General features: G+C 66.9%; 23 protein-coding genes. 17 read left to right on the top strand and 6 right to left on the bottom strand.

Going from position 1 to position 22,921, the window contains the following annotated elements; all coding sequences use genetic code 11:
* Window positions 1–14: 14 nt before the first annotated feature.
* Window positions 15–212, top strand: a complete 198-nt coding sequence (locus ACM6LR_RS32720; protein WP_414941776.1) for an MbtH family protein — start codon at window positions 15–17, stop codon at window positions 210–212.
* 446 nt (window positions 213–658) lie between these two features.
* Window positions 659–805: a hypothetical protein gene (locus ACM6LR_RS32725; protein ID WP_414941775.1), complete on the top strand. Its 147-nt coding sequence runs from the start codon at window positions 659–661 to the stop codon at window positions 803–805.
* 251 nt (window positions 806–1,056) lie between these two features.
* Here ACM6LR_RS32725 and ACM6LR_RS32730 read toward each other — a convergent pair whose 3' ends face one another.
* Window positions 1,057–1,404: a hypothetical protein gene (locus ACM6LR_RS32730; RefSeq protein ID WP_414941774.1), complete on the bottom strand. Its 348-nt coding sequence runs from the start codon at window positions 1,402–1,404 to the stop codon at window positions 1,057–1,059.
* A 501-nt stretch (window positions 1,405–1,905) separates the two neighbouring features.
* On the opposite strand from ACM6LR_RS32730, the gene ACM6LR_RS32735 reads away from it, so the two are divergent.
* From ACM6LR_RS32735 to ACM6LR_RS32780, 10 genes are all read left to right on the top strand, one after another.
* On the top strand, window positions 1,906–3,159 hold the full coding sequence (locus tag ACM6LR_RS32735; RefSeq protein ID WP_414941773.1) for a CaiB/BaiF CoA transferase family protein: 1,254 nt from the start codon (window positions 1,906–1,908) through the stop codon (window positions 3,157–3,159).
* Between the two features lie 12 nt (window positions 3,160–3,171).
* Window positions 3,172–3,915, top strand: a complete 744-nt coding sequence (locus ACM6LR_RS32740; RefSeq protein ID WP_414945173.1) for an acetoacetate decarboxylase — start codon at window positions 3,172–3,174, stop codon at window positions 3,913–3,915.
* Window positions 3,912–4,880 carry a 3-hydroxyacyl-CoA dehydrogenase NAD-binding domain-containing protein gene (locus ACM6LR_RS32745; protein WP_414945174.1) on the top strand — a complete coding sequence of 323 codons (969 nt, stop codon included), beginning with the start codon at window positions 3,912–3,914 and terminating at the stop codon, window positions 4,878–4,880. Before ACM6LR_RS32740 ends, ACM6LR_RS32745 begins: the two co-directional genes overlap by 4 nt.
* The gene (locus tag ACM6LR_RS32750; RefSeq protein WP_414941769.1) at window positions 4,877–6,103 is read left to right on the top strand and encodes an acyl-CoA dehydrogenase family protein; all 1,227 of its coding nucleotides are present in this window, start codon (window positions 4,877–4,879) and stop codon (window positions 6,101–6,103) included. The genes ACM6LR_RS32745 and ACM6LR_RS32750 overlap by 4 nt, the downstream gene beginning before the upstream one ends.
* 978 nt (window positions 6,104–7,081) lie before the next feature.
* Complete coding sequence (locus ACM6LR_RS32755) at window positions 7,082–8,338, top strand: arginine deiminase family protein (protein WP_414945175.1); 1,257 nt, start codon at window positions 7,082–7,084, stop codon at window positions 8,336–8,338.
* 57 nt (window positions 8,339–8,395) lie between these two features.
* Entirely contained in the window at window positions 8,396–9,235 is an 840-nt protein-coding gene (locus ACM6LR_RS32760; RefSeq protein ID WP_414941767.1) for a class I SAM-dependent methyltransferase, read from the top strand.
* A 9-nt stretch (window positions 9,236–9,244) separates the two neighbouring features.
* Window positions 9,245–9,946, top strand: a complete 702-nt coding sequence (locus ACM6LR_RS32765; RefSeq protein WP_414941766.1) for a YqcI/YcgG family protein — start codon at window positions 9,245–9,247, stop codon at window positions 9,944–9,946.
* 22 nt (window positions 9,947–9,968) lie between these two features.
* Window positions 9,969–11,018: a GNAT family N-acetyltransferase gene (locus tag ACM6LR_RS32770; RefSeq protein WP_414945176.1), complete on the top strand. Its 1,050-nt coding sequence runs from the start codon at window positions 9,969–9,971 to the stop codon at window positions 11,016–11,018.
* Window positions 11,018–12,256, top strand: coding sequence for an MFS transporter (locus ACM6LR_RS32775; RefSeq protein WP_414941764.1), 1,239 nt, complete (start codon window positions 11,018–11,020; stop codon window positions 12,254–12,256). The genes ACM6LR_RS32770 and ACM6LR_RS32775 overlap by 1 nt, the downstream gene beginning before the upstream one ends.
* Window positions 12,257–12,453: 197 nt before the next feature.
* Window positions 12,454–12,993, top strand: a complete 540-nt coding sequence (locus tag ACM6LR_RS32780; protein ID WP_414945177.1) for a hypothetical protein — start codon at window positions 12,454–12,456, stop codon at window positions 12,991–12,993.
* Between the two features lie 120 nt (window positions 12,994–13,113).
* Here the strand turns inward: ACM6LR_RS32780 and ACM6LR_RS32785 are convergent, their stop codons facing one another.
* Window positions 13,114–13,500: a winged helix-turn-helix transcriptional regulator gene (locus ACM6LR_RS32785; RefSeq protein ID WP_414941762.1), complete on the bottom strand. Its 387-nt coding sequence runs from the start codon at window positions 13,498–13,500 to the stop codon at window positions 13,114–13,116.
* A gap of 123 nt (window positions 13,501–13,623) precedes the next feature.
* Between ACM6LR_RS32785 and ACM6LR_RS32790 the strand changes: the two genes are divergently transcribed.
* Window positions 13,624–14,457 carry an enoyl-CoA hydratase/isomerase family protein gene (locus tag ACM6LR_RS32790; RefSeq protein WP_414945178.1) on the top strand — a complete coding sequence of 278 codons (834 nt, stop codon included), beginning with the start codon at window positions 13,624–13,626 and terminating at the stop codon, window positions 14,455–14,457.
* 301 nt (window positions 14,458–14,758) lie between these two features.
* On the opposite strand, the gene ACM6LR_RS32795 is transcribed toward ACM6LR_RS32790, so the two are convergent.
* Complete coding sequence (locus tag ACM6LR_RS32795) at window positions 14,759–15,880, bottom strand: epoxide hydrolase family protein (protein ID WP_414941760.1); 1,122 nt, start codon at window positions 15,878–15,880, stop codon at window positions 14,759–14,761.
* Window positions 15,881–15,932: 52 nt separating this feature from the next.
* Window positions 15,933–17,351, bottom strand: coding sequence for an MFS transporter (locus tag ACM6LR_RS32800; protein WP_414945179.1), 1,419 nt, complete (start codon window positions 17,349–17,351; stop codon window positions 15,933–15,935).
* Between the two features lie 83 nt (window positions 17,352–17,434).
* Between ACM6LR_RS32800 and ACM6LR_RS32805 the strand changes: the two genes are divergently transcribed.
* The 4 genes from ACM6LR_RS32805 to ACM6LR_RS32820 all read left to right on the top strand — a co-directional run bounded on the left by ACM6LR_RS32805 (window position 17,435) and on the right by ACM6LR_RS32820 (window position 21,297).
* Window positions 17,435–18,019: a CGNR zinc finger domain-containing protein gene (locus ACM6LR_RS32805; RefSeq protein WP_414941758.1), complete on the top strand. Its 585-nt coding sequence runs from the start codon at window positions 17,435–17,437 to the stop codon at window positions 18,017–18,019.
* An 816-nt stretch (window positions 18,020–18,835) separates the two neighbouring features.
* Window positions 18,836–19,639, top strand: coding sequence for an SDR family oxidoreductase (locus ACM6LR_RS32810; protein WP_414941757.1), 804 nt, complete (start codon window positions 18,836–18,838; stop codon window positions 19,637–19,639).
* 114 nt (window positions 19,640–19,753) lie between these two features.
* Window positions 19,754–20,644: a helix-turn-helix transcriptional regulator gene (locus ACM6LR_RS32815; protein ID WP_414941756.1), complete on the top strand. Its 891-nt coding sequence runs from the start codon at window positions 19,754–19,756 to the stop codon at window positions 20,642–20,644.
* A 320-nt stretch (window positions 20,645–20,964) separates the two neighbouring features.
* A complete protein-coding gene (locus tag ACM6LR_RS32820) occupies window positions 20,965–21,297 on the top strand; it encodes a hypothetical protein (RefSeq protein ID WP_414945180.1) in 333 nt (110 codons plus the stop codon).
* 8 nt (window positions 21,298–21,305) lie between these two features.
* Here the strand turns inward: ACM6LR_RS32820 and ACM6LR_RS32825 are convergent, their stop codons facing one another.
* A complete protein-coding gene (locus ACM6LR_RS32825; protein WP_414941754.1) occupies window positions 21,306–21,947 on the bottom strand; it encodes an FAD-dependent oxidoreductase in 642 nt (213 codons plus the stop codon).
* A gap of 330 nt (window positions 21,948–22,277) precedes the next feature.
* Window positions 22,278–22,910 carry a TMEM175 family protein gene (locus ACM6LR_RS32830; protein WP_414945181.1) on the bottom strand — a complete coding sequence of 211 codons (633 nt, stop codon included), beginning with the start codon at window positions 22,908–22,910 and terminating at the stop codon, window positions 22,278–22,280.
* Window positions 22,911–22,921 lie beyond the last annotated feature (11 nt).

A 22,921-nucleotide genomic window follows, 5' to 3' on the forward strand; every position in this document is an offset into this window, starting at 1 on the left:
AGAGAGGAAACCCGATGGACGACAACACCACTTTTCAGGTCCTGGTCAACGACGAGGACCAGCACTCCCTCTGGCCGGCGGAGAAGGAGATCCCGGACGGCTGGCGCGCGGAGGGCAAGACGGGCACCCGCCAGGAGTGCATGGACCACGTGGACGAGGTCTGGACCGACATGCGTCCCCGCAGTCTCCGTGAGCGGATGGCGGCCGAGTAGGGCGTCCACGGGTTGCCCCGGTCGGGATTCCGGCCTGGGCAACCCGTGGCCGAACTCCGGTGGTCACCCCACCACGGAACCCGCGGGATCTGATGATGAACCGTGCCGCTGCCTGAGCGAGGCCACGCTTGCGGTCACGTTCTGGGTGATCTGGCTAGCGACCAGGCGTGGTGCCATCGCGCGTTCCACAGTGGCGGGCGGTCTGCGCGAGAGTCGTTCGATGGCCACCTGAACTACTCAGCCCTCGCTCGACGGCCGTGTGGGATGGGCGGCCTCGTCGGATGGCTCCGAGGTCCACGTGTTCACTACAGGGACCGTCGGTTCGCGGCGTCAGGTGTCGACGGGTGGCAACCCGGCGGTGGGGTGCGGTTGACGGAGCACCGGATCGGCTGGGGCCCGCGTGGAGGCGCGTTCTCCTGACCGGGACGCCCGCTTCGACACGTTCCATGACCAAGGCGAACGCCATGATCAGCATCGGGGTCACCAGCGCCATCCACATGAACAATCAGGTACCCGGACCGCTTTCGAATCAATCCGGCGGCCACCGGCAGGGTGATTTTCGACCGCCGCTCGCCAAGGCCGTCAAGCGGTGAAGGACTCGGCCACTGACGGGTCTCGCCCTCGAGTCGCTGTAGCGCGCCCGCAGCTTCGAACCAGGGGCCCGGACACGAAGGTGTCCGGGCCCCTGGTGTCGCCAAAGCTGAACCATTCCTCGGGACGTGCCGTTCGGCGTCAGCGGAAAAGACCCCTCGTCGGCAGTGTGGAGGCTTGCCCGTAACGCGGAGGCCAAGTTCGTTGTTCGTTTCCGCGTTCCATGGCACGCTCTACTGTCGCGGGAAGTGGCTCAGTTGTGCTGGATCGAGCCGCCACTGACAATGCCGCCCGCGGCGCAGCTTTCGGGCGACTGACCGATGGCCTGGTGTTGCCCCGGCGACAGGATCGGAATACCGATGCCGTTGAGCGAGTCCTCGACGGGAACCTGAATGCCGATAACATTGACGTTGTTGTCGCACAAGCCGAGCGTCGCGTTGACGTTGTGGAGTAGATCGAGATTGTTCAGATTGAGCAGTCCCAACTGGCCGCTGTAGTCCGAGCCGTAGTGGCTGTCCGGGGTATCAGCGGAGGCGATGCCTCCACCCAGCAGGGCGCCGGCGACGATGGCGGCCGCGACGATGCCGATCTTTTTGAGCATGAGTTCTCCTTGATGGCGAATGCGTCGGACATACGGACAGCGCCGAAAATCTCTCGGCCCTGCTCAGGACAAAAATATCGGCGCCGTTTACCTTGCCCTGTTCGAAGCCGCTATCGTGTGACCGTCGCGAGCCGCTGACCAGCAAATGTATGACTCGATCGGGTCACTACGGTGCCGACGGCTTCTCGGCAATCGCAGGCCGTGTCGTGACAGCCGTGTAACTGCCTCGCGACTCGGCATGGTTCCTGGACCAGCGGGAACGTTACTGCGGGAGGATGATCTCCGCGCCGGGTACGCGGTAGCGCGTTTCAGGATCGCTTGGGATGGCACCAAAGTCATGCCGGCGTCCTCGACGTTGTACTGGCCGGTAGGTCACCAGTGCCCTCGTGGCCGGGGTGCCTTTGGCGGTGAAAGCGGCCCACTGTCGTCGTACTCGTCATCTTTCGGGGGTTGTGATCACAGGAAAAGTGTCGCGGCCGTTCCGTCGGGTAGTCGGACCAGATGAGCACAACGGCGAAGGAAAGCGGAACGGCGGCCGCGCTGCAGGGGATCCGGGTCATCGATATGGCGGCTGTCGTGATGGGGCCCTACGCCGCGCAGATCCTGGGTGATCTCGGCGCGGACGTGGTGAAGGTCGAGCCGACGGCCGGGGACATGACCCGCCACAGCCAGCCGCAGCGGCACGATGGCATGGGTGCGCTCGCGTTGAACGTGAATCGCAATAAGCGGAGCCTGGCCGTGGACCTGAAAAGTCCGGAGGGAAAGGAAGCGTTCGTCGCCCTCGCCCGCAGCGCCGACGTGCTGATCACCAACACCCGGCCGGGCGGTCTGCGGCGGCTGGGTCTGGACTACGAGTCTCTCGCGGCGGTGAACCCCCGCCTTGTCTACTGCAACGCCCAGGGCTTCCGCGGTGACTCGGCACGTGCCGATTACGCCGCGTACGACGAGATCGTGCAGTCGGCGTCGGGGCTCACGGACCTGATGCGCCGGGCCACCGGGGTCCCGACGTACGTACCGACCATTCTCGCCGACAAGGTTTGCGCGCTCACGATCGTGTATTCGGTGCTCGCCGCTGTTGTCCACCAGCGCGCGACGGGTGAGGGTCAGCACGTCGAGGTGCCGATGACGGACACCATGCTGGCGTTCAACCTGGTCGAGCACCTGGCCGGGCAGACCTTCCAGCCGCCGACGGGCGAGGTGGGTTTCCCGCGGTCGCTCAGTCCCGGGCACCGGGCGATGCCGACCGCGGACGGCTGGGCGTGCATCATCCCCTACACGCCGCGCAACATCCACGACTTCTTCACCGCGGCCGGCCGGGTGGAGCTGGCCGACGACGTGCGGTTCAGCAGCTCGGCCGCTCTGGCGCGACACTACGCCGACCTCTACAAACTGATTGAGCAGCTGTCTCCGAGCAGGACCACGGCGGAGTGGGCCGAGATCTGCGCGGCGAACAGTATCCCCTTCTCGCCGGTGCTGGACCTGGACCGGGCCGCCGAGGACGCGTATGTCACGGAGGGCGGCCTGCTGAAGGTCGGCGAGCACCCGACCGAGGGCCCCTATCGTGTCATCGGCAACCCGCTGCGGTTCTCCGCGACGCCGCCCTCCATCCGCTCCCACACCCCGTCGCTCGGGCAGCACACGGCGGAGCTTCTCACCGAGCTGGGTTACGACGCCGCGACGATCTCCGCGCTCGCGGACCGGGGTGTGGTCCGCGTCGACGGACACCAGCCCGGGAACACGGCGACAGGAAAGTGACCGGTAAGCGCCATGCGAGCCGACGAAGTCCTCAAGGCGGGCACCACCCCCCTCACGGCACCGCCGTACACGCGGATTCGCCGCAGATTCACTGACCGGGAGTATTTCACTGTCGTCTACCGGACGGACCCGGACGCGCTGCGTCACGCTGTCCCCGAACCTCTGCAGGTGCGAGACGACCTGGTGCGCTTCGAGGTCATGCACATGGGTGATGTGCCCGGATTCGGTCCCTACACCGAGTGCGGACAGGCGCTCCCGGTCGTGTTCGACGGTGAGCACGGTGAGTACCTGCACGCGATGTACCTCAACAGCTTCGCGGGAACCGCGGCCGGGCGGGAGGGCAGTGCCTATCCGAAGGGGCTTGGTGAACCGGCGCTGCGCGTCGAAGGCGGCGCGCTGATCGGCACCCTGGACATCGGATCACTGCGCACAGCCGTTGCGACGATGGCCTACAAGTACGAGCCCCTCGATCTCGAAGAAGCGAAGGCCCAGATCACCCTGCCGACGTTCATGGTGAAGATCGTCGCCGGCTACGGCAAGCGACCGCAGGTCTGTGACCTCGTGCGCACCCGGATCACCGACATCACGGTGCACGAAGCGTGGTCCGGCCCCGCCCGGCTGCAGTTGTTCGAGCACGTCATGGCGCCGCTGGCGGACCTGCCGGTGCGCGCGGTGGTGGCGGCCTCCCACGTGCGCACCGACCTCACCCTCGAACCCGTGCACCCGGTGCACGATTATCTGGAGGAAATTTCATGACCGAGTCCACTTCCGGCACGGTCGCCGTGATCGGGGCGGGCACCATCGGGCTGTCGTGGATGACACTGTTCGCCGCCCATGGTTGGACGGTGCGTGTCCATGATCCCCGGCCCGATCTGGCGACGGCGGTCGCGGACGGGCTCCGCCAGTTCGGGCCGACACTGCTCGAGCCCGCCGATCCCGACCGGCTCGCCCGGCTCGTCCACGTCCACACCGAGGCGGCGGAAGCGGTCGCGGACGCGGATCTGGTGCAGGAGAACGGACCGGAGGACCTGGAGTTCAAACAGCGCCTGTTCGCCGAACTCGCCGAGGCCGCGCCACCGGGCGCGCTGCTGGCGTCGTCCACCTCAGGGCTGCAGCCCAGCGACATCAGCGCGCGGCTGACCGAGGCCGGTGCCGGGCGGATGCTCGTGGCCCACCCGTTCAACCCGCCGCACCTGCTGCCGCTGGTCGAAATCGTGGGCGGTGCGCGCACCACGGAGGACACCCTCACCCGCGCTGCGGATGTCTACCGGACGCTCGGCAAGGTACCGGTGCGCATCCGTAAGGAAACCTCGGGCTTCGTCGCGAACCGCCTGCAGTCGGCGCTGTTCCGGGAAGCCGTCGACCTGGTGCTGCGGGGAGTTGTGACGCCGGCCGAAGTGGACACGATCGTCACGGAGTCCCTTGGCCCGCGGTGGGCCACCGGTGGCCCGTTCCTCACGTTCCACCTCGGTGGTGGTCCGGGGGGCTTCCGGCACTTCTTCGAGCACCTCGGACCGGGCATGGTGAGGCGCTGGAAAGACTTGGGCAGCCCCGAGCTCACCGACGAAGCGGCCCGCCGGCTCGTCGAGGCGACCGAAGACGAGTACGGCACGCACGACTACGCGGAGCTGACCCGCGCCCGAGATGTCCAAGAGATCGCCGTGCTTTCGGCGCGGGCCCGCGCCGAACGGCGTTCTTCGTCCCGAAAGGACCTCCGATGACCATCACGCAGAGCACCGGCAGCACGTTCCCCCGCTCAGGTGAGCATCCCTTCGAAACGCACACCGGGGACTTCTTCGGGTTCGAGAACCTGTTGTCGGAGACCGAACGCGGCATCGTCATGCGGGTACGCGAGTTCCTGCGCACGCGGGTCGACCCGATCATCAACGACTACTGGGCCCGGGCCGAGTTCCCGTTCGAAATCATCGACGGGTTCCGCGAGCTCGACATCGCCGGCCTGATGTACGAGGGATTCGCCGCCCACCGCGGTTCCCGGCTGCTCACCGGGTTCCTCGCCATGGAGATCTGCCGGTGCGACCCGTCTGTCAATACCTTCTTCGGGGTGCACACGGGTCTGGCGATGGGCAGCGTCGACCGCTGCGGGTCCGAGGAACAACGGCAACGGTGGCTGCCGTCGATGGCCCGGATGGAACAGATCGGCGCGTTCGCCCTCACGGAGCCTCATGGCGGCTCGGACGTCGCCGGTGGACTGGAGACCACCGCCCGGCGCGACGGAGACACCTGGATCCTCAACGGTGAGAAGAAGTGGATCGGCAACGCCACCTTCGCCGATCTGGTCGTCGTCTGGGCGCGCGACGTCGAGGACGGCCACGTCAAGGGGTTCGTCGTCGAGAAGGACACGCCGGGTTTCCACCCCACGAAGATCGAAGGCAAGATCGCTTTGCGGGCCGTGCAGAACGCGAACATCACCTTCGACGATTGCCGGGTCCCCGACGAGAACCGGCTCCAGCGGGCCAACAGCTTCCGGGACACCAGCGATGTGCTCCGCCTGACCCGCGGCGGGGTCGCCTGGGGCTCGGTCGGCTGCATGATGGCGGCGTACGAGCTGGCACTCGCCTACGCCAAGGAGCGCGAACAGTTCGGCCGTCCGATCGCGAAGTTCCAGCTCGTCCAGGACCACCTGGCCACCATGCTTGGCAACATCACCTCGTCTCTGGCCATGGTGGTCAGCCTCGCTCAGCTGCAGGACCACGGCGTCAACAAGGACGAGCACTCCGCGATGGCCAAGTCGGTGGTCACCACTCGCATGCGGGAGACGGTCGCCCTCGCGCGGGAGGTCTTCGGTGGAAACGGAATCCTGCTGGAGCACAACGTCGCCCGGTACTTCGTCGACGCGGAAGCCCTCTACAGTTACGAAGGAACTCGTGAGATCAACCAGCTGATCGTCGGCCGCGCGGTGACCGGAATGAGCGCGTTCGTCTGAGAGGCAGCGCAAGGTACGCACCTTCTTGAACGAGCTTCCGGACCTGAAGATCCTCAAGCCGAGCGTAAGTGCTGTCTTCGACCAGAAATCCCTCCAGAGAGCTGACTCCGGCGGGTTCGAGCTGTTCGCCGCGTTGCCGCGCGATAGCCGGCAGCGACACGGGTGAGGACCAGTGCCGCTCCGTATCCGTCCACCGGGAGGTAGTGGACCCGCTGGTGCAGGAAATACCGTGCGGCCCCCAGCCGTGACAACGTCGCGGCGAAAGGTTGTTCTCCGAACACGTCGGGCGGTGTGGCAAGGCTGCGCGCGACCATTCTCGCGCGGCGTCTTCGGGATCCGGCTCGGTGCTCGTCGACGAGGCTGGTGAGAGGACAGTTAGTTTCGGGGGTGCGCCTTCGGGCGCCGGAAAGGACTCGAACCGGGTAGCTGGAGGAGTGCTTCGGAGTGTCTGGGGTGCCCGAGGTGATCTAGTGTCGATTTTGGCGATCTTCCAGTGAGCTGCTTACGCTGTTCGCTGCATTGATTGCCGGCTGCAGCTAGTGTCGCGTGATCCTGCGGGTCTTACCCGTGATCAGACGGCGATCTCCGGAGATCGCCGATCTCCGGAGATCGCCGTCCAATCACGCGTAACCGCCGTCTGATCACGCGAGATCGCCGTCCGAGGAACGAAACCAAACCTCAAGCAAGCAGGATCGCGCGACACTAGTTGACGCGACCTGGTTCGACGAAGGCATTCCGGGGACCCATCTTGATCTGTCCGCCGTCCGGTGCGCGGTTGCCGTGGCGCGCTCGGGCCTGATCCGCGCCCGGTGGGCAGAGCGTGTGGTCGGCTCAAGCGAAGATCTCATCGGCGTGACGAGGCCGGTTGTCGTCGATGCTATGAGGTTAGGCCAACCGTGTAGAGCTCGTTTCCGGCAGTTTGCCACCTCTCCTCTCGGGTAGCCGCACTGTACGACAAAAAAATCGGGGGACGCAGGAATGCAGATCGACAAAAAAATGTCCACTGGTCGGTGTGGTGAATCCGCAGCGACAGAATCCGTCGCACGGCTCGGCAAGATCGGTATTCGGTCAGAAGTAGGACAACTGCGACGAGTCGTCCTGCATCGCCCTGGACGGGAGCTTGATCGAATAGTCCCGGAAAATCGTGATTCTCAACTGTTCGACGACGTGCCGTGGTTGGAAGCAGCCCAGGCGGAGCACGACAATTTCCGTTCGATTCTCGAAATAAGAGGCGTCGAGGTTGTCGAACTCCGTGATCTCATGGAAAACAGTTTGACCTACGAAGACACAATCCAGGCCTGGACTGATCTCTCCATCAGCAGCGGAATCCACGGGACACGTGTCCACGGCCAGGTCCGCGAGTACTTGACCCAGCTTTCACCCTTCGACATGTGCGAAATCCTGTTGTCGGGCCTCACTCAGGAGGAGTTCGACCTCGCCAGAGGTACGGTGCCCGACCACCTGGTCGACCTCGCCCAGCACTATGTCGTGGACCCGCTCCCGAACGCGGTGTTCGTGCGCGACAGCGGCACGTGGGTGGATACCACGTTGGTCGGTACTCGTTTCGCCTCTGGCGTCCGGCGACGGGAAGCACAGTATGTCTCCCATGCGTGGCAGCGAGCCGGTGCCCGGACGCTGAGATCCGGGGCGGAGCCAGGCCCGGCGGTCGAAGGCGGGGATGTGCTGGTGGCCGGGAACGGCTGCGTTCTGATCGGGGTGAGCTGCCGCACCTCGGCCGCCGGGGCCACCGAGCTCGCCCGTGAACTCCTGACCCAAGGTCAAGCCGGATCTGTACTGCTCATCAGGCTGCCGGAGGCCCGCAGCACCATGCATCTCGACACCGTCATGACGATGGTGGATTGGGATACGTTCCTGGTCAGCGGTGAGCACGTCGCTTCGTTGGCGGGCTTCCGCGTCCGGCTCGACCGGGCCGGGGGCGTAGCGCTCACCGCCGTGGACGACTTGTTCGGCGAACTGGCCTGCTTGCTCGGCGTGCCGGTCGTGCGGCAGGTCTCGGCCGCGGGGGATGTCTTCACGCGACGCCGGGAGCAGTGGGCCGATGGCGCCAACGTGCTGGCGATCCGCCCGGGGGTCGTCGTGGCCTATGACCGCAACCGGTTCTTCAACGACGCGCTCGAGAAGGCCGGAATCGAAGTCCTGACTCTGCCCAGCGGCGAACTGGCTCGCGGTCGTGGCGGGCCGCACTGCATGTCGTGCCCGGTTCTCCGGGACTGAAACCACCGTAGGCGTCGGCATCAGGCCGTCGCCGGCACATCACAAAGGAGATCGACGATGACCACTTTGTACGAGCGCAGCGACCCCGCCGATGCCGCCATCGGCAAGCAGACCGTGCGGGACGTATACGAACAGCTCGCGGCGGAATACGACGAGCGCATACCGGGCGCGGGGCACGCCGACGACATGTTCACCGATTCGGAGATGCGTTTCCTCATGTCGAAGGTTCATTCCGGCACGAAAGTGCTGGACATGGGCTGTGGCACCGGAAGATTCACGGTTCCGCTCGCCTTGGCCGGTGCGGATATGACCGGGCTCGATCTCACGGCGGCGATGCTCGACCAGGCACGTGCCAAAGCCAAAGCCGCGGAAGTCGACATCGAATTCCGCCAGGGCGACATGGCCTCGTTGCCGTTCCCTGACAATTCGTTCGAGGTCGTGACCAGCATGCTGGCACTGATGCATATCCCGTTGTCCGACCGGCAGAGCGTCTTCAGTGAAGTCGCTCGCGTCCTCAAGCCTGGCGGCCGGATGCTGCTGTGTGTGAAGAACGGCGTCTTCGAACGGATGTTCAGCGGTGACCGGTTCGCCGAAGTCGACGTCACCGACGTCGAGAACAAGGAACTGGTCTTCACCCAGACCCAGGCGGGCGAAGAGCTGCGGGCTCCGTGGTTCAGCTTCACGCCGGACGAGCTCACTCTGCTGTTCGCCCGCGCGGGCATGAGCGTGACGCATCTGAAGGGGAACTCCCCGATCAGCGTGTGGCTCTCCGAGCAGGCGCTCGCCGACAAGGGCATCCGTTCGGTCGTGCAGACACTGGAGGCCACGCTGTCGGACGTCCCGCCGTTCAACCACCTCGGCTACCACCTGCTGATCGAAGCCGCGAAGCCGCTGTGAGGCGATGACATGCTGTTGACCGGTGAAGACATCGCGCACCACAAGGCACCGCCCTGGGTCGAGGAAGCACACGCCGAGTTCGTGGGCGTGCTGCACGATCCCGAGTATCCGTGCTACTTCGCCGGGCAGGCCGAGCGCCAAGGGCATCTGCGGTACAGCTTCGTCGTCGGGGACGATCTGACGTCCCTGCCGTCGACGCTGGCCCGATTCGCCGACGTGTCCCGGACGGCACCGCGTAACCGGCACGTCCTGACCGTCTTCTTCGACGAGACGACGGACCTGGACACCGACGGGCGACGGTTCTGGAACGCGCTGCAGTGGCTGCACGAGCACGATCCGGCACCCTGGCCCGCGGACGTCCCGCGCGATCCCGACGACGCGGCGTGGGAGTTCTGCATCGCGGGGGAACCGATGTTCGTGTTCCCCAGCATCCCCGGCTACCGGCAGCGGCGCAGCCGCGGGGTGGGCAGTCACTTCGCGCTGTGCTTCCAGCCACGTCGCATCTTCGCCGGAGTCGAACGGCAGGACCCCGGCGGCGAAGCCATCCGCACGCGGATCTACGACCGCGTGCGCCGCTGGGACGACGTACCGCCCCACCCGGATCTGGAGTTCCTCGCCTACGGCGATCCCCAGATGCGGGAATGGAAGCAGTACGCCCTGCCGGACGGAAACGATCCCCTTCCCCGCACCTGCCCTCTTCACACCGCCTGATCAAAACAGAAAGGGCACTTCGATGACGAAGACCGCTCCGCAGCCCGAAGCCGCCACGCCCCGGTCTTGCGGAGCGGTCTTCGCCGATCCGGCATGGCGCGACGCGTGGCGACACGCCACAGTCGAGCCCGCTCTCGCCGACCGTGTCCTGACAGGACTGGACAACCACGACGACGAGGTGACCGGCGTCCCGTTGTACCGGCTCACCGGGTCCGCGCTGTGGCGAGGCTACGAAGACGACGCCGGCATGGTGGACGTGCTGCCCGGGAACGTCGCGTTCCTCTCCAGCGTGTACGCGATTTCCAACCCGCTCAACCGCCTAACCGAACCGGACGCGGTCAGGGTGCTGGACGAGGCCTTCGAACAGGCCACGGACTGGGGATGTCCTCTCCTGCTGGCCACCAACCTCGAACCCGGCCCGGTCCTCGACCACTTGCGGTCGGTGCGCCAGTCACCGGCGGAAATACGACTCGACGCGACCTGCCGCGCGGTGCTGCCCGGCTCGGAGGACGAGTTCATGGCCACGCTGGGCCGCTCCGCGCGGTCCGACATCCGCCGTCGGCACCGGCGCGCCATCGAACAGGGAGTCACGTTCCACCGGCGGTGGGGGCGGGACGCTCACGGCAAGCTGGCGGAGTTCCTGGCGCTGAGCGAACAGTCGGCGACGGAACACGGGAACCCGCCGCTCTACGACCTCGAAACCCTGCAGGCGATCGTCGAGGTACCCGGCGCCGTCCTCCTCACCGCCGAGCACGATGACAAGATCCTCGCCGGCTCGATCGCGTTCCTCCACGACGACTGCCTCCTGGTCTGGGCCGCGGGCGTCGACTACTCGGCGCTGCGGGTGTACCACCCCTACGTTTTCCTGCTCCGCGAGACGATCGCCCTGGCCATGCACCTTGGCTGCCGCGAACTCGACCTCGGCAGGGGCACCTTCGAGTTCAAGACCCGCCACGGCTTCACCCCGACCGTCCTGACGACGCTGGCCTACCCACTCGGAGACACCGCGGCGGACACCCTGACGCCGCTCCACGAGATGGACCGGCGTATCACCGCGTTCCTGGCCCTGTGATGCGGCGGTTCCCGAGCGCGGCGATGACCGCGCTGCTGGCCACCGCCTCGCTGCAGAACGTCGCCTACACCATCCTCATCCCCTTCGTCCCCACGCTGCGCGACGACTACGGGATGAGCGTCTTGATGATCGGGTTGGCCTTCAGCGGTTTCACCGCGGTGAAGGCACTGGTCCAGCCCCTCGGCGGCTGGGCCGCCGACCGGTACTCGCCACGGGCGGTGGCCATCCTGGGCCTGATGACCGCGGCGGTGGCAACTGGGGGCTTGGCCGCGACGACGTCCGCGACCGGCGTGGTCGTCTGCCGGCTGGTCTGGGGCCTCGGCGAAGGGTTCAGCATGCCGGCGCTGTACCGGCTGGTCAGTGACCTCGCCCGCGACACCGGCACCAGCCCAGGCCAGGCGATGGGATGGTTCGGTTCCGCGGCCGTCATCGGCATGACCGCCGGACCTGGCCTGGTCGCACTGCTGTCCCCAGCTTTGACGTTCTCGGGGGCCTTCATCCTCGGCACTGTCCTGACCGTGGCCAGCGCCGGACTGCTGCTCTGCGTGCAGACCAGGTCCCCGGCGCACAGCCAGGAGGCCGCGGCGCCCGTCTCCGGCGACAGTCTCCGGCTACCCCGCCGAACGCTGTGGATCATGGTCGCGGGCCTGGGTCTGATCGACCTGCTCAACAACTTCCTTTACTCCGCACTCGAGCCAGTCCTGCCGTTGTTCGTCCACGACGAACTGGGCATCGACGACCGTTCGATCTCGTTCTTGTTCTTCTGCGGGCTCGGCGTGTTCGCCGTGGTCTCCCCGCTAGCCGGGCACCTGACAGCGAAACGAGCCCCGGTGCTGCTCGCCGCCGCGGCACTCGGCCTGCAAGCCGCCGCACTCGGCCTTCCACCCCTGTTCGGCACTTATTCCGCCTACGTCACGGGTTTCCTGATCCTGATGAGCCTGCAACCCGTCGTCTTCGTCGGCGTGCGCACCGGCCTCGCGACAGTCAACGCAGGCGCCCAAGGCAAAGCGTTCGGCTGGTTCGGCCTGATCTCGGACCTCGGCTGGGTCGCGGGCCCGCTTGTCGCGACCGGGCTTCTGGCAGCCTGGCAGTCGGCCGTGTTCTTCGCCTTCGCGGGGATCGCCGTCATCGGAGCCGCTGCCGCGTTGCTTACCCATCGCGTCGGTGGGCGTAGACCACTCGATTCGTCCAGCTGGGAACCTGCCCCTGACGAGGGCAGACGTCCGGTCGGCAGCTAGCTTGAGTTTTGACCTGTTCGGCGGGGTCGTGGGTCGCTGGGCTTTCATGCTGTGCCTTACAGGTGCCTCAGCCCGGAGTTGATCACCGACGGCACGGCGGTGTAGTGGTTCTCCCTCGGGAAGATGCGGCAGGTGACCCGGAGTCCGGGATAGTCACGGAGGCGGAGCGTCTGCGCAGTCGTGTCATGGAGCCGAGGATGTCGCCCGAGGCCGTCAACGCTTCGGTGGCCTCTGCTTCCTCCGCGCCGAGGAAGAGATCTCCGCGCGGCCGCGGCCCGCGCGGGGCCGCCGATCAGATACTTGGTGAAGGCTTCGGTTCCGTTCAGCAGCGCGTAGGTGGCGAAGTGACCGCCTACGGAGTCACCGAGAAGGCCATGCTCGGTCTCGTCGAAGCGGAACTCGCGCGCCAGTTCGGGACGGAGTTCGTCGACGAGGAAGGCGAGAACCACGTGGAGTTCCCCTCTGTCTACGGCAGAGTGTTCCTCTTTCGCGAAATGGTGCACCTGCACGACTGCTGCCGACATTCATTGCTGGCCAGCATCGCCTCGAACACCGCGGTCGTTTCGTTCAAATGCTGCACCCGGGCGGCAGCATCACATGCGCCGCACCGTCCAACTCAACCTGTCGCGCCACCGACCTTTCAGTTGCAGTGGATACCACATCGTTCGATCCACATCGGACAATCCAGGTCAACGACACACCACGACCGCCAGCGACATCGCCAGATATCCCGCTGATCAGCAAGACAGGAAATGTTGGAGTGCGGCCAAGGTCGCATCAGATGCGATAACGGTACCTTCCGTTAAGGTGATCGTTGTGGCCGTAGTTTTGCAAGGTGGGTCGCACCGGGCGGCGAACTACAATCGTTCGGCGTGACGACGCTCGTCGTAGCCCTGCTGGCACTTCTGGATTTCGTCTGCGTGGGCGGTCGTCCAGTCGTACAAGTGGCCGAAGGGTTCGCGCAGGGATTCGCCGAGCGGGGTAAGGGAGTACTCGACTCCGACCGGTGAGGTCGGCAGCACGCGCCGTTCGATCATCCCGTTGCGTTCCAGGCGGCGCAGGGTCTGGGTCAGGACCCGCTGGGTGACGCCTTCGAGGCGGCGCTTGATGTCGTTGAACCGGCGCGGCTTGGCGAGGACGGTCATCACCATCATCGACCACTTGTCGGCGATCTGGTCGAGGATCGGGCGGCTGGGGCAGTCGGCCCGGTAGACGACGTCCGTGCCGGTGCTGGGAGTGGCCATGTCGGTATCCTCCACGATCCTTGAGATGCCGAAAGTGCGTTATTGACGCCGGTCTCCCGTCGCTCAAGGCTAGGTATACATCAGGAACTTAGCTGCCTGACAGGTACGGATCGGAGATTCTTCGTGCACCACGACGCCTACGCGACCCTGCGAGTGAGCCATGCGGCAGGCATCGCCCGTGTCACCCTCGACAACCCACCAGTCAACGTCCTGGACGTCGCCCTCATGGCTGACCTGCGGCGGCTGTTGACCGGGCTGCGGAACGACGACTCGGTCCGGGTGATCGTGTTCGACAGCGCCGATCCGGACTTCTTCATCGCCCACGTCGACATGTCACTCGTCGACGCGCCGGACGCCTTCGACGAACTCGCGGCCGACACACCCGACGGTGTCAACGTCTTCCAAGCCCTCGGGGAGTTGCTCCGGCACCAGCCTCAGGTGACGATCGTCAAGCTCGCCGGCCTGGCGCGCGGCGGAGGGGCGGAGTTCGTCACGGCGGCGGACATGGCATTCGCGGCGATCGGTCGCGCCGGGATCGGCCAGGTCGAGGCCCTCATGGGCATCGTCCCCGGTGGCGGAGGCACCCAGTACCTCGCCGGCCGGATCGGCCGCAACCGCGCCTTGGAAGTGGTGCTCGGCGCCGACCTGCACGACGCGCGGACCGCCGAACGCTACGGCTGGATCAACCGGGCCGTCCCCGCCGATGAACTCGACGACGTCGTCGACCGCCTGGCCCGCAACATCGCCGCACTGCCCGAAGGTGTGGTCGCCGCGGCCAAACGCGCCATCGTTCCCGCTGACCTGGCCGAGGGCTTCCTGCGCGAACACGACGCCTGGGCTGGCCAGATTGCCCGGCCCGCGGCCGAACAGTTGATCCGAGGCGGACTGGCCCACGGCGCCCAGACCCGCGACGGCGAACGCGATCTGGAGGGCTTGCTCCGCAAGCTGACCGGCTGATCAGCCGGGTACTTCTTCCGCGACAAGTGATCAACGCTCGGATGGCAAACTGACCATCAAGTCCCTTGCCGCCGGAGCCGTGCTGCTGCGGGAGAAGATCACCCGGGAACGTGACGACTTCAGGGCGAGCAACGAGCAGTTCGCCCGTGTCGTCCACGTCTTGGAGGTCGAAAACCAGCAGCTCCGCGCAGCCGGTCAACGTTCGCCCCTTGCACCGTCCCACAACGTGATTTGCCGGTAACCCGGGGGACGGACAAGACCATCCCCTGGGCGCGGGCTTCCCAGGGGTTGGCACGGATGGTCAGCGGAACAGGCGGAAGAACCCGCGCACCTGCTTGACCAGTGACTCCGGCTGCTCCAGCGCGGCGAAGTGGCCACCCTGCGGCAGCTCCTCGAACCAGCGCAGGTCGGTGAACCGCAGCTCGGCCTCCCGCCTCGACGGGCGGGTTATGTCGCGCGGGTAGACCGACAACCCCGATGGCGCGGTCACCTTGTCCCGGAAGTTGGCGAAGCTCTCCCAGTACAGGCGCGCCGACGACGTGGCCGACGCGGTGAACCAATAGACCGAGATCTCGTCGAGGATCGTCTGCCGCGACAACGCGTCCTCGGGATGGCCGTCGTTGTCCGTCCACGCCCAGAACTTCTCGGCGATCCAGGCGGCCTGCCCCGCCGGGGAGTCGGTGAGGCCGTAGCCGAGCGTCTGCGGCCGGGTCGCCTGGATCGCCGAGTACCCCCGGCCGGTGCGCTGCATCTCTTTCTCGGACTCGAGGTTCGCCAGCTCCGCGGGCGTCGGGTCGTCGAACGTGCCCGCCGCCACGGATCCCAGGTTCAGGTGCACGCCGGCGACCCGTTCGGGCGCCACCTCGCCCAGCACCGCGGACACCGCCGAACCCCAGTCACCGCCCTGCGCGCCGTACCGTTCGTAACCCAGCGAGACCATCAACGTGTCCCAGGCGCGCGCGGTGCGAGTGATGCCCCACCCCGTCGTCGACGGCTTGTCACTCCAGCCGTACCCGGGCAACGACGGCGCGACCACGTGGAACGCGTCCGCCGGGTCACCGCCGTGCGCGCGCGGGTCGGTCAGCGGGCCGAGGACTTCCAGGAACTCGAGCACCGAACCCGGCCACCCGTGCGTGAGCACGAGCGGGAACGCGTCCGGCTCCGGCGAGCGGACGTGCAGGAAGTGGATGCCCAGTCCGTCGATCGTGTCGCGGTACTGCGGGAACACGTTCAGCCGCTCGGCGAACCCGAAGTCGTAGTCCTCGGCCCAGCTGCGGCACAGCTCCTGCGTATACGCCAGCGGCAAACCCTGTGACCAGTCGTCCACCGGCTCGCGCTCGGGCCACCGTGTCCGTCGCAATCGTTCACGCAGGTCCGCGATCTCGGCTTCGGTGATGCTGACCTCGAATGGCTTGGCGGACATGGCAAGGCTCCTTACTGGTCAAGGCGTTATGGGATCGGATGCAGGTGGACCGTCATCGCGGGCTCCCACGCGTGACGTCGGTTTCGGGGCGCCGGTCGGCGGTAGGGCGCCGGGTCAGGCTGAGGACGAGTCCGGCCAGGGGGAGTGCCGCGAGCACGGCGAGGGCCACCGGCACCGGCACGACGCCGGACAGACCCGCGACAGCGGCCGGACCGATCCCGCCACCCAGGGCGTTCATGAAGTTGAGCAGGCTCTGTGCGGTGTCGCGGTCGTCCGCGGCGACCAGGTCAGGCGCGAGGCTCACCAGTACGGCTTGGGTGCCGGCGAACCCGCACACGGTCAACGCCGTGCCGGCGACAATCGGGATCGGCCCGGTGAAGATCGCGACCACGAGCACGCCGGCGACGGTGAGTGCCGCAAGCCCGGCCGACACTTGCCAGCCGGTGAACCGGTCGGTCAAGGTGCCGACCAGCCGCCCGGCCAGCACCGAACAGGCGGCGGCCGGGACCAGGAGCACGCCGGCTTCCAGGGGGCCACCGCCCGTGGCCTGCTCGATCAGGGACGGGGCGCGGAACAGCACCCCGTAGTAGCCGGCGAAGACGGTCCCGCCGATGAGCCCGGCCGCCAGGAAGCCGCGGGATGCGATCACCCGCCGAGGCACGAACCCGTCGGGGGTGCTTCGCACGCGCCACCACAGTCCCACGGCAGCGAGCGCCCCGGCGGCGGCCACGACGAGCGTGACCGGAGCGGGCAGGCCGACCGAGTGTGCCTGCAGCAACGTGATCAAGGAGCCGGCGAGTACCGACAGCACGGCCGCGCCGACGATATCGAGTCGCCCGGTCGAGCCGTTTCGGTCGCCGCTACCGCTACGCGTCAGCGCGTGCCTACTCGGCAACGCGGCCAGCAGGAGGGGCAGCGCGAGGACCGGGATCGCGAGCACGGCACGCCACCCGAGCCATACGGTCACCGCCCCGCCCAGCAGGGTCCCGCACCCCGACGCCGTCGCGCTGGCGGCCGCGATGATTCCCAGGGCGCGGATCCGTTCCCGCCCGGGAAGGGCGGTGGCCGCGGCGAAGACGGCGATCACGGTCGCGCCCGCCCCGGCGCCGCCGATCAGTCGGCCGACGATCACGACGGACAGTGTCGGCCCGGCTCCGGCGAGCGCGGAGCCCGCGGCGAGCACCACGACCCCGGCGACGAGGATTTGGAAGGGGCTCCAGCGGACCAGCAGCCGACCCGCGACCGGCATCGCGAGCGCGGAGGTCAGCGACCACGCGGCGAGAATCCATGCGGTGGCCCCGAATGGCACCGCGAATGCGCGGCTGATGGCAGGCAGGGCCACCGACGGCGCTCCCAGCGCCACGTACATCGGCAGCACCAGCATCCCCAGAGTCAGCCCCAGCCGACGCCCGTCCGGGGCGTGGTTCGATCCCCCGCTGGGGGCTCCTACGGCGGGAGTCCTCTGCGGCATCGTCGCCTCCTCCCCGGGTCTGTTTTGTGACACGTGAAAGCTACTATGAATGTCACACTACGAACGGTGAGGAGATACGTCAAATGCTTGATGCGTGTTACACCGCCTCGGCGGTCCAGACGGCCGTCGACCTGGCCAACACCTTGAGGCCGATCAAGGGAGAGGACGCGCTCGAGACCGTGGAGCAGCTCCGGGACTTCCTTGACGACCATCCCGCGGCTGAGCCTCCGAGTTCGGCCGCGAACCAAGGGACCGGTCCGCGGCATCTCACCCACGCCGACCTGGCGGAAGTCCGCGCGTTGCGCGAGACGGTGCGTGAAGTGCTCGAGCGGGCGAACGCGGACGCGGTCGAAGCGGAGGCTCTGATCAACGACGGTCTGCGCCGCAGCCGCGCCACCCCGGTACTGCGCCACGAGGACGACCGCTGGTGGACCGAGGTGACCTCCGACACCGACCGCTGCTCGGCGCACCTTGCCGCGACCACCCTCAGCGCACTGGCCTCCGTGATCGCCACGCTCGGTCCCGCTCGTCTCGGCGTATGTGCCGGGCTGACCTGCCGGGCCACTTTCGTGGACCTCTCGCGCAACGGCTCGAAGCAGTACTGCACCCGAACCTGCGCACACCGGGCCAGCGTCGCGGCCTACCGGAGCCGGCGCAGCCCGCGTTGAGCGCCGGCACCTGACCCTGCCAGGCCGGCTCTGGGGTTTCGTCCGAGCCCGCGTTCGACGAACTCGTTCGGGCCTCCGAGTGCGTCCCTCGCGATACGATCTACATCGCCGCGAAAGTCGCAATGCAGACCCGAGCCAACGCGTAGAAGGCACGTGGGTTCCCCGTCGACAAAAACGACGTCGACAACCCCATTTTTCTCGCGCTCTTCGACGCCCGCGTCCTGTGCGTCGTTCGCTGCGGCGCCTACGTCGATCTGCTCCACCAACTGCGCTCCCCAAGGTTTCTTGTCCGTTGAAAACGACGACGACGAGGAGCAACACATCGGGCTCGCCATTTCGGTCCAGGGCCTTCGCGCGATTCGACGGGCAATTCTCGACCTCGACGAGTTCCAAGCAGCGGCGGATCTCAAGCAAGATCGAGCCGAGCCATGGGGGCTGGTGACGGAGCAGGCCCTGGGCACCCATGCAACACAGCAGGACTTGACACGGAAGTCGAGTGGCCCGGCACCAGCGAACCCGCCCGCAAACAGGCCGAGCACTACGGGGCCCGCTATGCAACTGGTAGCCGAACTCGAAGACCTGACCCGCCCGGAAAGGGAGGCTCTCACAGTACCTGTATCGCCAGGGTCTCCCAGACGTCCAGGACGCCTGTCAATCTGTTTGAGTTACGCGGAGAAAAAGTAATGGATCCACGGGAGGCGCGCACGGCGGCCGCCTGGGAATCCTTCCCAGGAGCCCCGAACGAAAGCGCCGACAGCTGCACCGGACGCGCGACTGTGACAGCACATGCTTCCACGATAGAACGGACGAAGACCAATGGCGGACAACCGGTTCACCACGCACTCAGACCTTTTCGATCTGAGTGGGAAGTACGCACTTGTCACTGGCGGCACCAGGGGCATTGGGATGATGATCGCGCGCGGCCTTCTGCAGGCGGGCGCCCGCGTCGTCGTCAGCTCACGCCAGGCAGACGCGTGCGCGGAGGCACAGCGTTCACTGTCCGAATTCGGCGACGTTCAAGCAATCCCCGCCGACCTGTCCAAGTACGACGAGTGTCAGCGCCTCGCTGATCTGGTCAAGGCCGACTCGGAACGCCTGGACATCCTCGTCAACAACGCGGGAGCGATGTGGCGCGAGCCGCTGGAGACGTTCCCGGCCGAGGCCTGGGACGCGGTGATCGACCTCAACCTCAAGTCGCCGTTCTGGCTGGTGCAGGCGCTGCTGCCCGCACTGCGCAGGGCGGGCACCGCCGATGATCCCGCGCGGATCATCAACATCGGCAGCATCGCCGCCATCCACGTCGCCGAGGCGCCCAACTACTCGTACGCCAGCAGCAAAGCGGCACTCCATCAACTCACCAGGGTGCTTGCCAGGGAACTGGGCCCACAGCACGTCACGGTGAACGCGGTAGCCCCAGGAGTGTTCCCGTCGCAGATGATGGCGGCCACGATCGATGCCATCGGCGACACGATCGCGGCGAAGGCCCCCCTGCGCCGTCTCGGGCGCGACGACGACATGGCAGGTATCGCCGTGTTCCTCGCCAGCCGGGCCGGATCCTACCTGACGGGCACCATCGTCCCGGTTGACGGCGGCACCGCCACGACCGCATCAGGTACCTAGGCGCGCGAGGCTTTGTCGGCGGCCGACGGGCCCTTGAGAGTACCTCCAAGTCGGATCTCAACGGGGTACCTGCAGTACCTCCCTTCGCTTGCGGACAGGGCCTACCGTGAAGGGGTGGCCACGATAGATCTGCGCACTGAGATCAAGGAGTTCCTGAGTTCGCGTCGCGCGCGGATCACGCCCGAGCGGGCTGGACTGCGCGCCTACGGCGGCAACCGCCGGGTCAAAGGTCTGCGTCGCGAAGAGGTAGCTCTACTGGCAGGGGTATCGGTCGACTACTACGTGCGTATGGAGCGCGGCAGCCTCGCCGGTGCCTCCGATGGGGTGCTCGACGCGTTGGCCTCCGCCTTGCACCTTGACGAGGCCGAGCGCGATCACCTGTTCCACCTCGCGCGGCAGTCCAAGACGCCCGGCGGTCCACGCCGCCGGCGACCCGCCGTGACGGTGCGTCCGGCGCTTCAGCGGGTGCTCGACGCCATCACCGATGCACCGGCGTGGATTTGCACCAGCCGGTATGACGTGCTGGCCATGAATCACCTTGCCCGCGCGCTGTATTCACCGGTGCTGGCCGACACGCGACGGCCGGCGAACACCGCGCGATTCGTGTATCTGGATCCCGAGGCGGCAAAAACGTTCTTCGTCGACTATGACCGAATCGTCTGCGATGTAGCCGCGAAGCTACGTATGGAAGCCGGCCGCAATCCGCACGACGAGGAGCTGATCGCCCTGGTCGGTGAGTTGTCGACGCGCAGTGAACTATTTCGGCAGCGGTGGGCATCTCGGGACGTTCGGCTCCACCGGTCCGGACGCAAGCGTCTGCACCATCCGGTAGTGGGCCAGCTCGACCTGGACGTCGAGTCGATGGAGCTGCCTGCCGAACCCGGCCTGCTCCTGACCGTCTACACCGCGCCCGCCGGCACGGCGACCGCGGACGGTCTGGCCCTGTTGGCGTCGTGGGCGGCTAGCCAGGAGAAGCTGGCGACCGAGATCCAAGCACTCAGCTGATAGTCCAACCTTCTCAGTCAGTCTGAGTCAGCGCTGAACGATCGGCGAGAGCGTCCGGCCCACGTTGGGAAAGCCTTTCGCGTGATCGTAAGTCGACCTGGGCGCCCGCAGTTGGGGCGCAGGCAAACCCAGTTCCCTGCATTCCGGTCCGGCGCCCGCGCCGAGGTCGACGACGCAACGGGCCCCGAGGTCGTCTGCCAGCGCGAGGCAGGGCTTAAGTCCGCTCACGCACTCCGGACCCAGGCAGGACACAGTCAACTCGCAGCACCGCTGTTCGAAGGTGGCCCGCGCCGAGCCGATGATCCGCTCGATCCGGCCGAGTGGCTGCAAGCGCTCGGCGCACCAGCGCAGCTTGGCGCAGTTCCTCCTCGCGCAGCTCGACCGGGCAGACCTCCTCAGCCAGCCTCGCCGTCGGCCTGACCCGCGCGGCCTACGTCGGCACCGAGGCCGCCAGCGCGCTGACCATGCATCTGACCAAGATGGCCACCTACGGAGCCGGTGATCTGCTCACCGGCCAGTTTCGGCTCTACAGCCCGCTCGTCGCCGTGCTGCGCAGGCCGCACGTTCGTGCCGGGCTCGCAGCGGACCCGGCACGGTCGGCCATGAGGTTGCGGGGTCCCACGTCGGAAGCTTCACGGATGCCGAACTCATGATCTTCCGTTCAGGGTTGATCGAAGATAGTGACTACGCTCTGCGGTGCGTCCCGGCCGTAGAAGATTTCCAGGTTCTGCGCCGAGCGGCCGGCGACCTCGCTACTACGCAGGAACAGCCGCTCTTCGTAGGCGGCGAGCGCGACCTCGATGTCGAGTTGCTCGACCATCTCGCTGGCCAGGTCGGCGCCGTCGTACATGGCGAGGTTCGCGCCCTCGCCGGCAAAGGGCGACATCAGATGCGCGGCGTCGCCGACGAGCGTCACACCAGGTGTCCTGTCCCAGCTGAGCCCGACGGGAAGGGCATAGATGGGTCGGAGCAACGGTTGTGCGTCGCTCTCTGTCACGAAGTCGGTGAGCAGCGGTGACCAGCCGTCGAACTCGTTGCAGACTTGACGGAGGCCAGCGGACGGGTCGCCGAAGTCGATAGACCTCATCCATACCTCGGGCCTGTTCAGCACCACGTGGCCGCGCACGAGCCCGTTGGCGTAGCGATGGACGGTGATGCCTTTGCCCGGCGCGGCCGCCATCAGAGTGCCGCTGCCGATCGCGGCCACGCTGGCCCGATGGTTCGGGTCGCCTGAGGTAAGAGCGATCTCGATGAAGCAGGTTCCGCTGTAGAGAGGTGTGGCGGGGGTGAGCAGCGGACGCACCGTCGACCAGGCACCGTCCGCGCCGATGACGATGTCGGCGCGCGCGGCGGAACCGTTCGCGAAGGTGAGGTCGCAACCGCCCTCCGGACGTTGCCGGATCGGGACTCTATCTCGGCATCCGCCTCGCGGGCGACCACGACCAGAGCCGGTGGGTGGTCACCGGCGAACGTGGTGAAGGCATGACGCAGTTTCATGATTCTCCTCGGTGAACGCCGCCCCCGTGAGCAAACCTGACCGATCTTGCTCGTATTCCCGTCGCTCCGCACGGAACCAGCGGCGTCCAAGTCGATGCGAACGCGGTGCCTGGCAGCTCTGCGGGGGTGATCCTGATCAGTTGCCGGACGGCTTGCGGTCCTGCACCCGGCGGGCGATGGCGAGTGCGATCGGCGCCAGGAGCCAGCACAGGTACGCGCCGGTGTCCCCGGCCAGGAACGAGACCGGAATCGAAATCCCGAACACCGCGGCCAAGCAGACGCTGCGCAGCAGGCTTTGGGCGAACACCCAGGGCGGGCCGTCGGTCCGGTACAGGTGTTCTCGCCGGATCTCCCGGATGATGAGCGCGAACGACGCGGAGGCCAGAACCTGCACCATCGCGTACAGGCTGAACCGGAGCGGGAACGCTCCCTCGGCGGTGATCACCCGCGTCGCGAACGGCATCAGGACCTGCATGAACAGCCATCCCAGGGTGAGGCTGATCAGGCGGCTGCTCAACGAGCGGACATAGGGGAAGATCTCGTGGTGGGCACGCCAGTGGGCGGCGATCACCGCGAAGCTGAGCGCGAAGGCGAGGTATTCCTTGCCGTGGGCCGAGATCGAGCTCAGCATGGCGTCGGTGGTGTCGCCGTGGGGGATCGGGAGATCCAGCGCCAGCAAGGTGAGCGCAATCGCGATCACCGCGTCGGCGAAGATGGTGAGCCGCTCGGCGGCGGCCTTCCCGATCGTGTGGTCCGTCTGGGTCGTCATGGTGAGGAACA

The sequence above is a fragment of the Amycolatopsis sp. cmx-11-32 genome (genome assembly GCF_047608695.1).
Lineage (GTDB): Bacteria > Actinomycetota > Actinomycetes > Mycobacteriales > Pseudonocardiaceae > Amycolatopsis.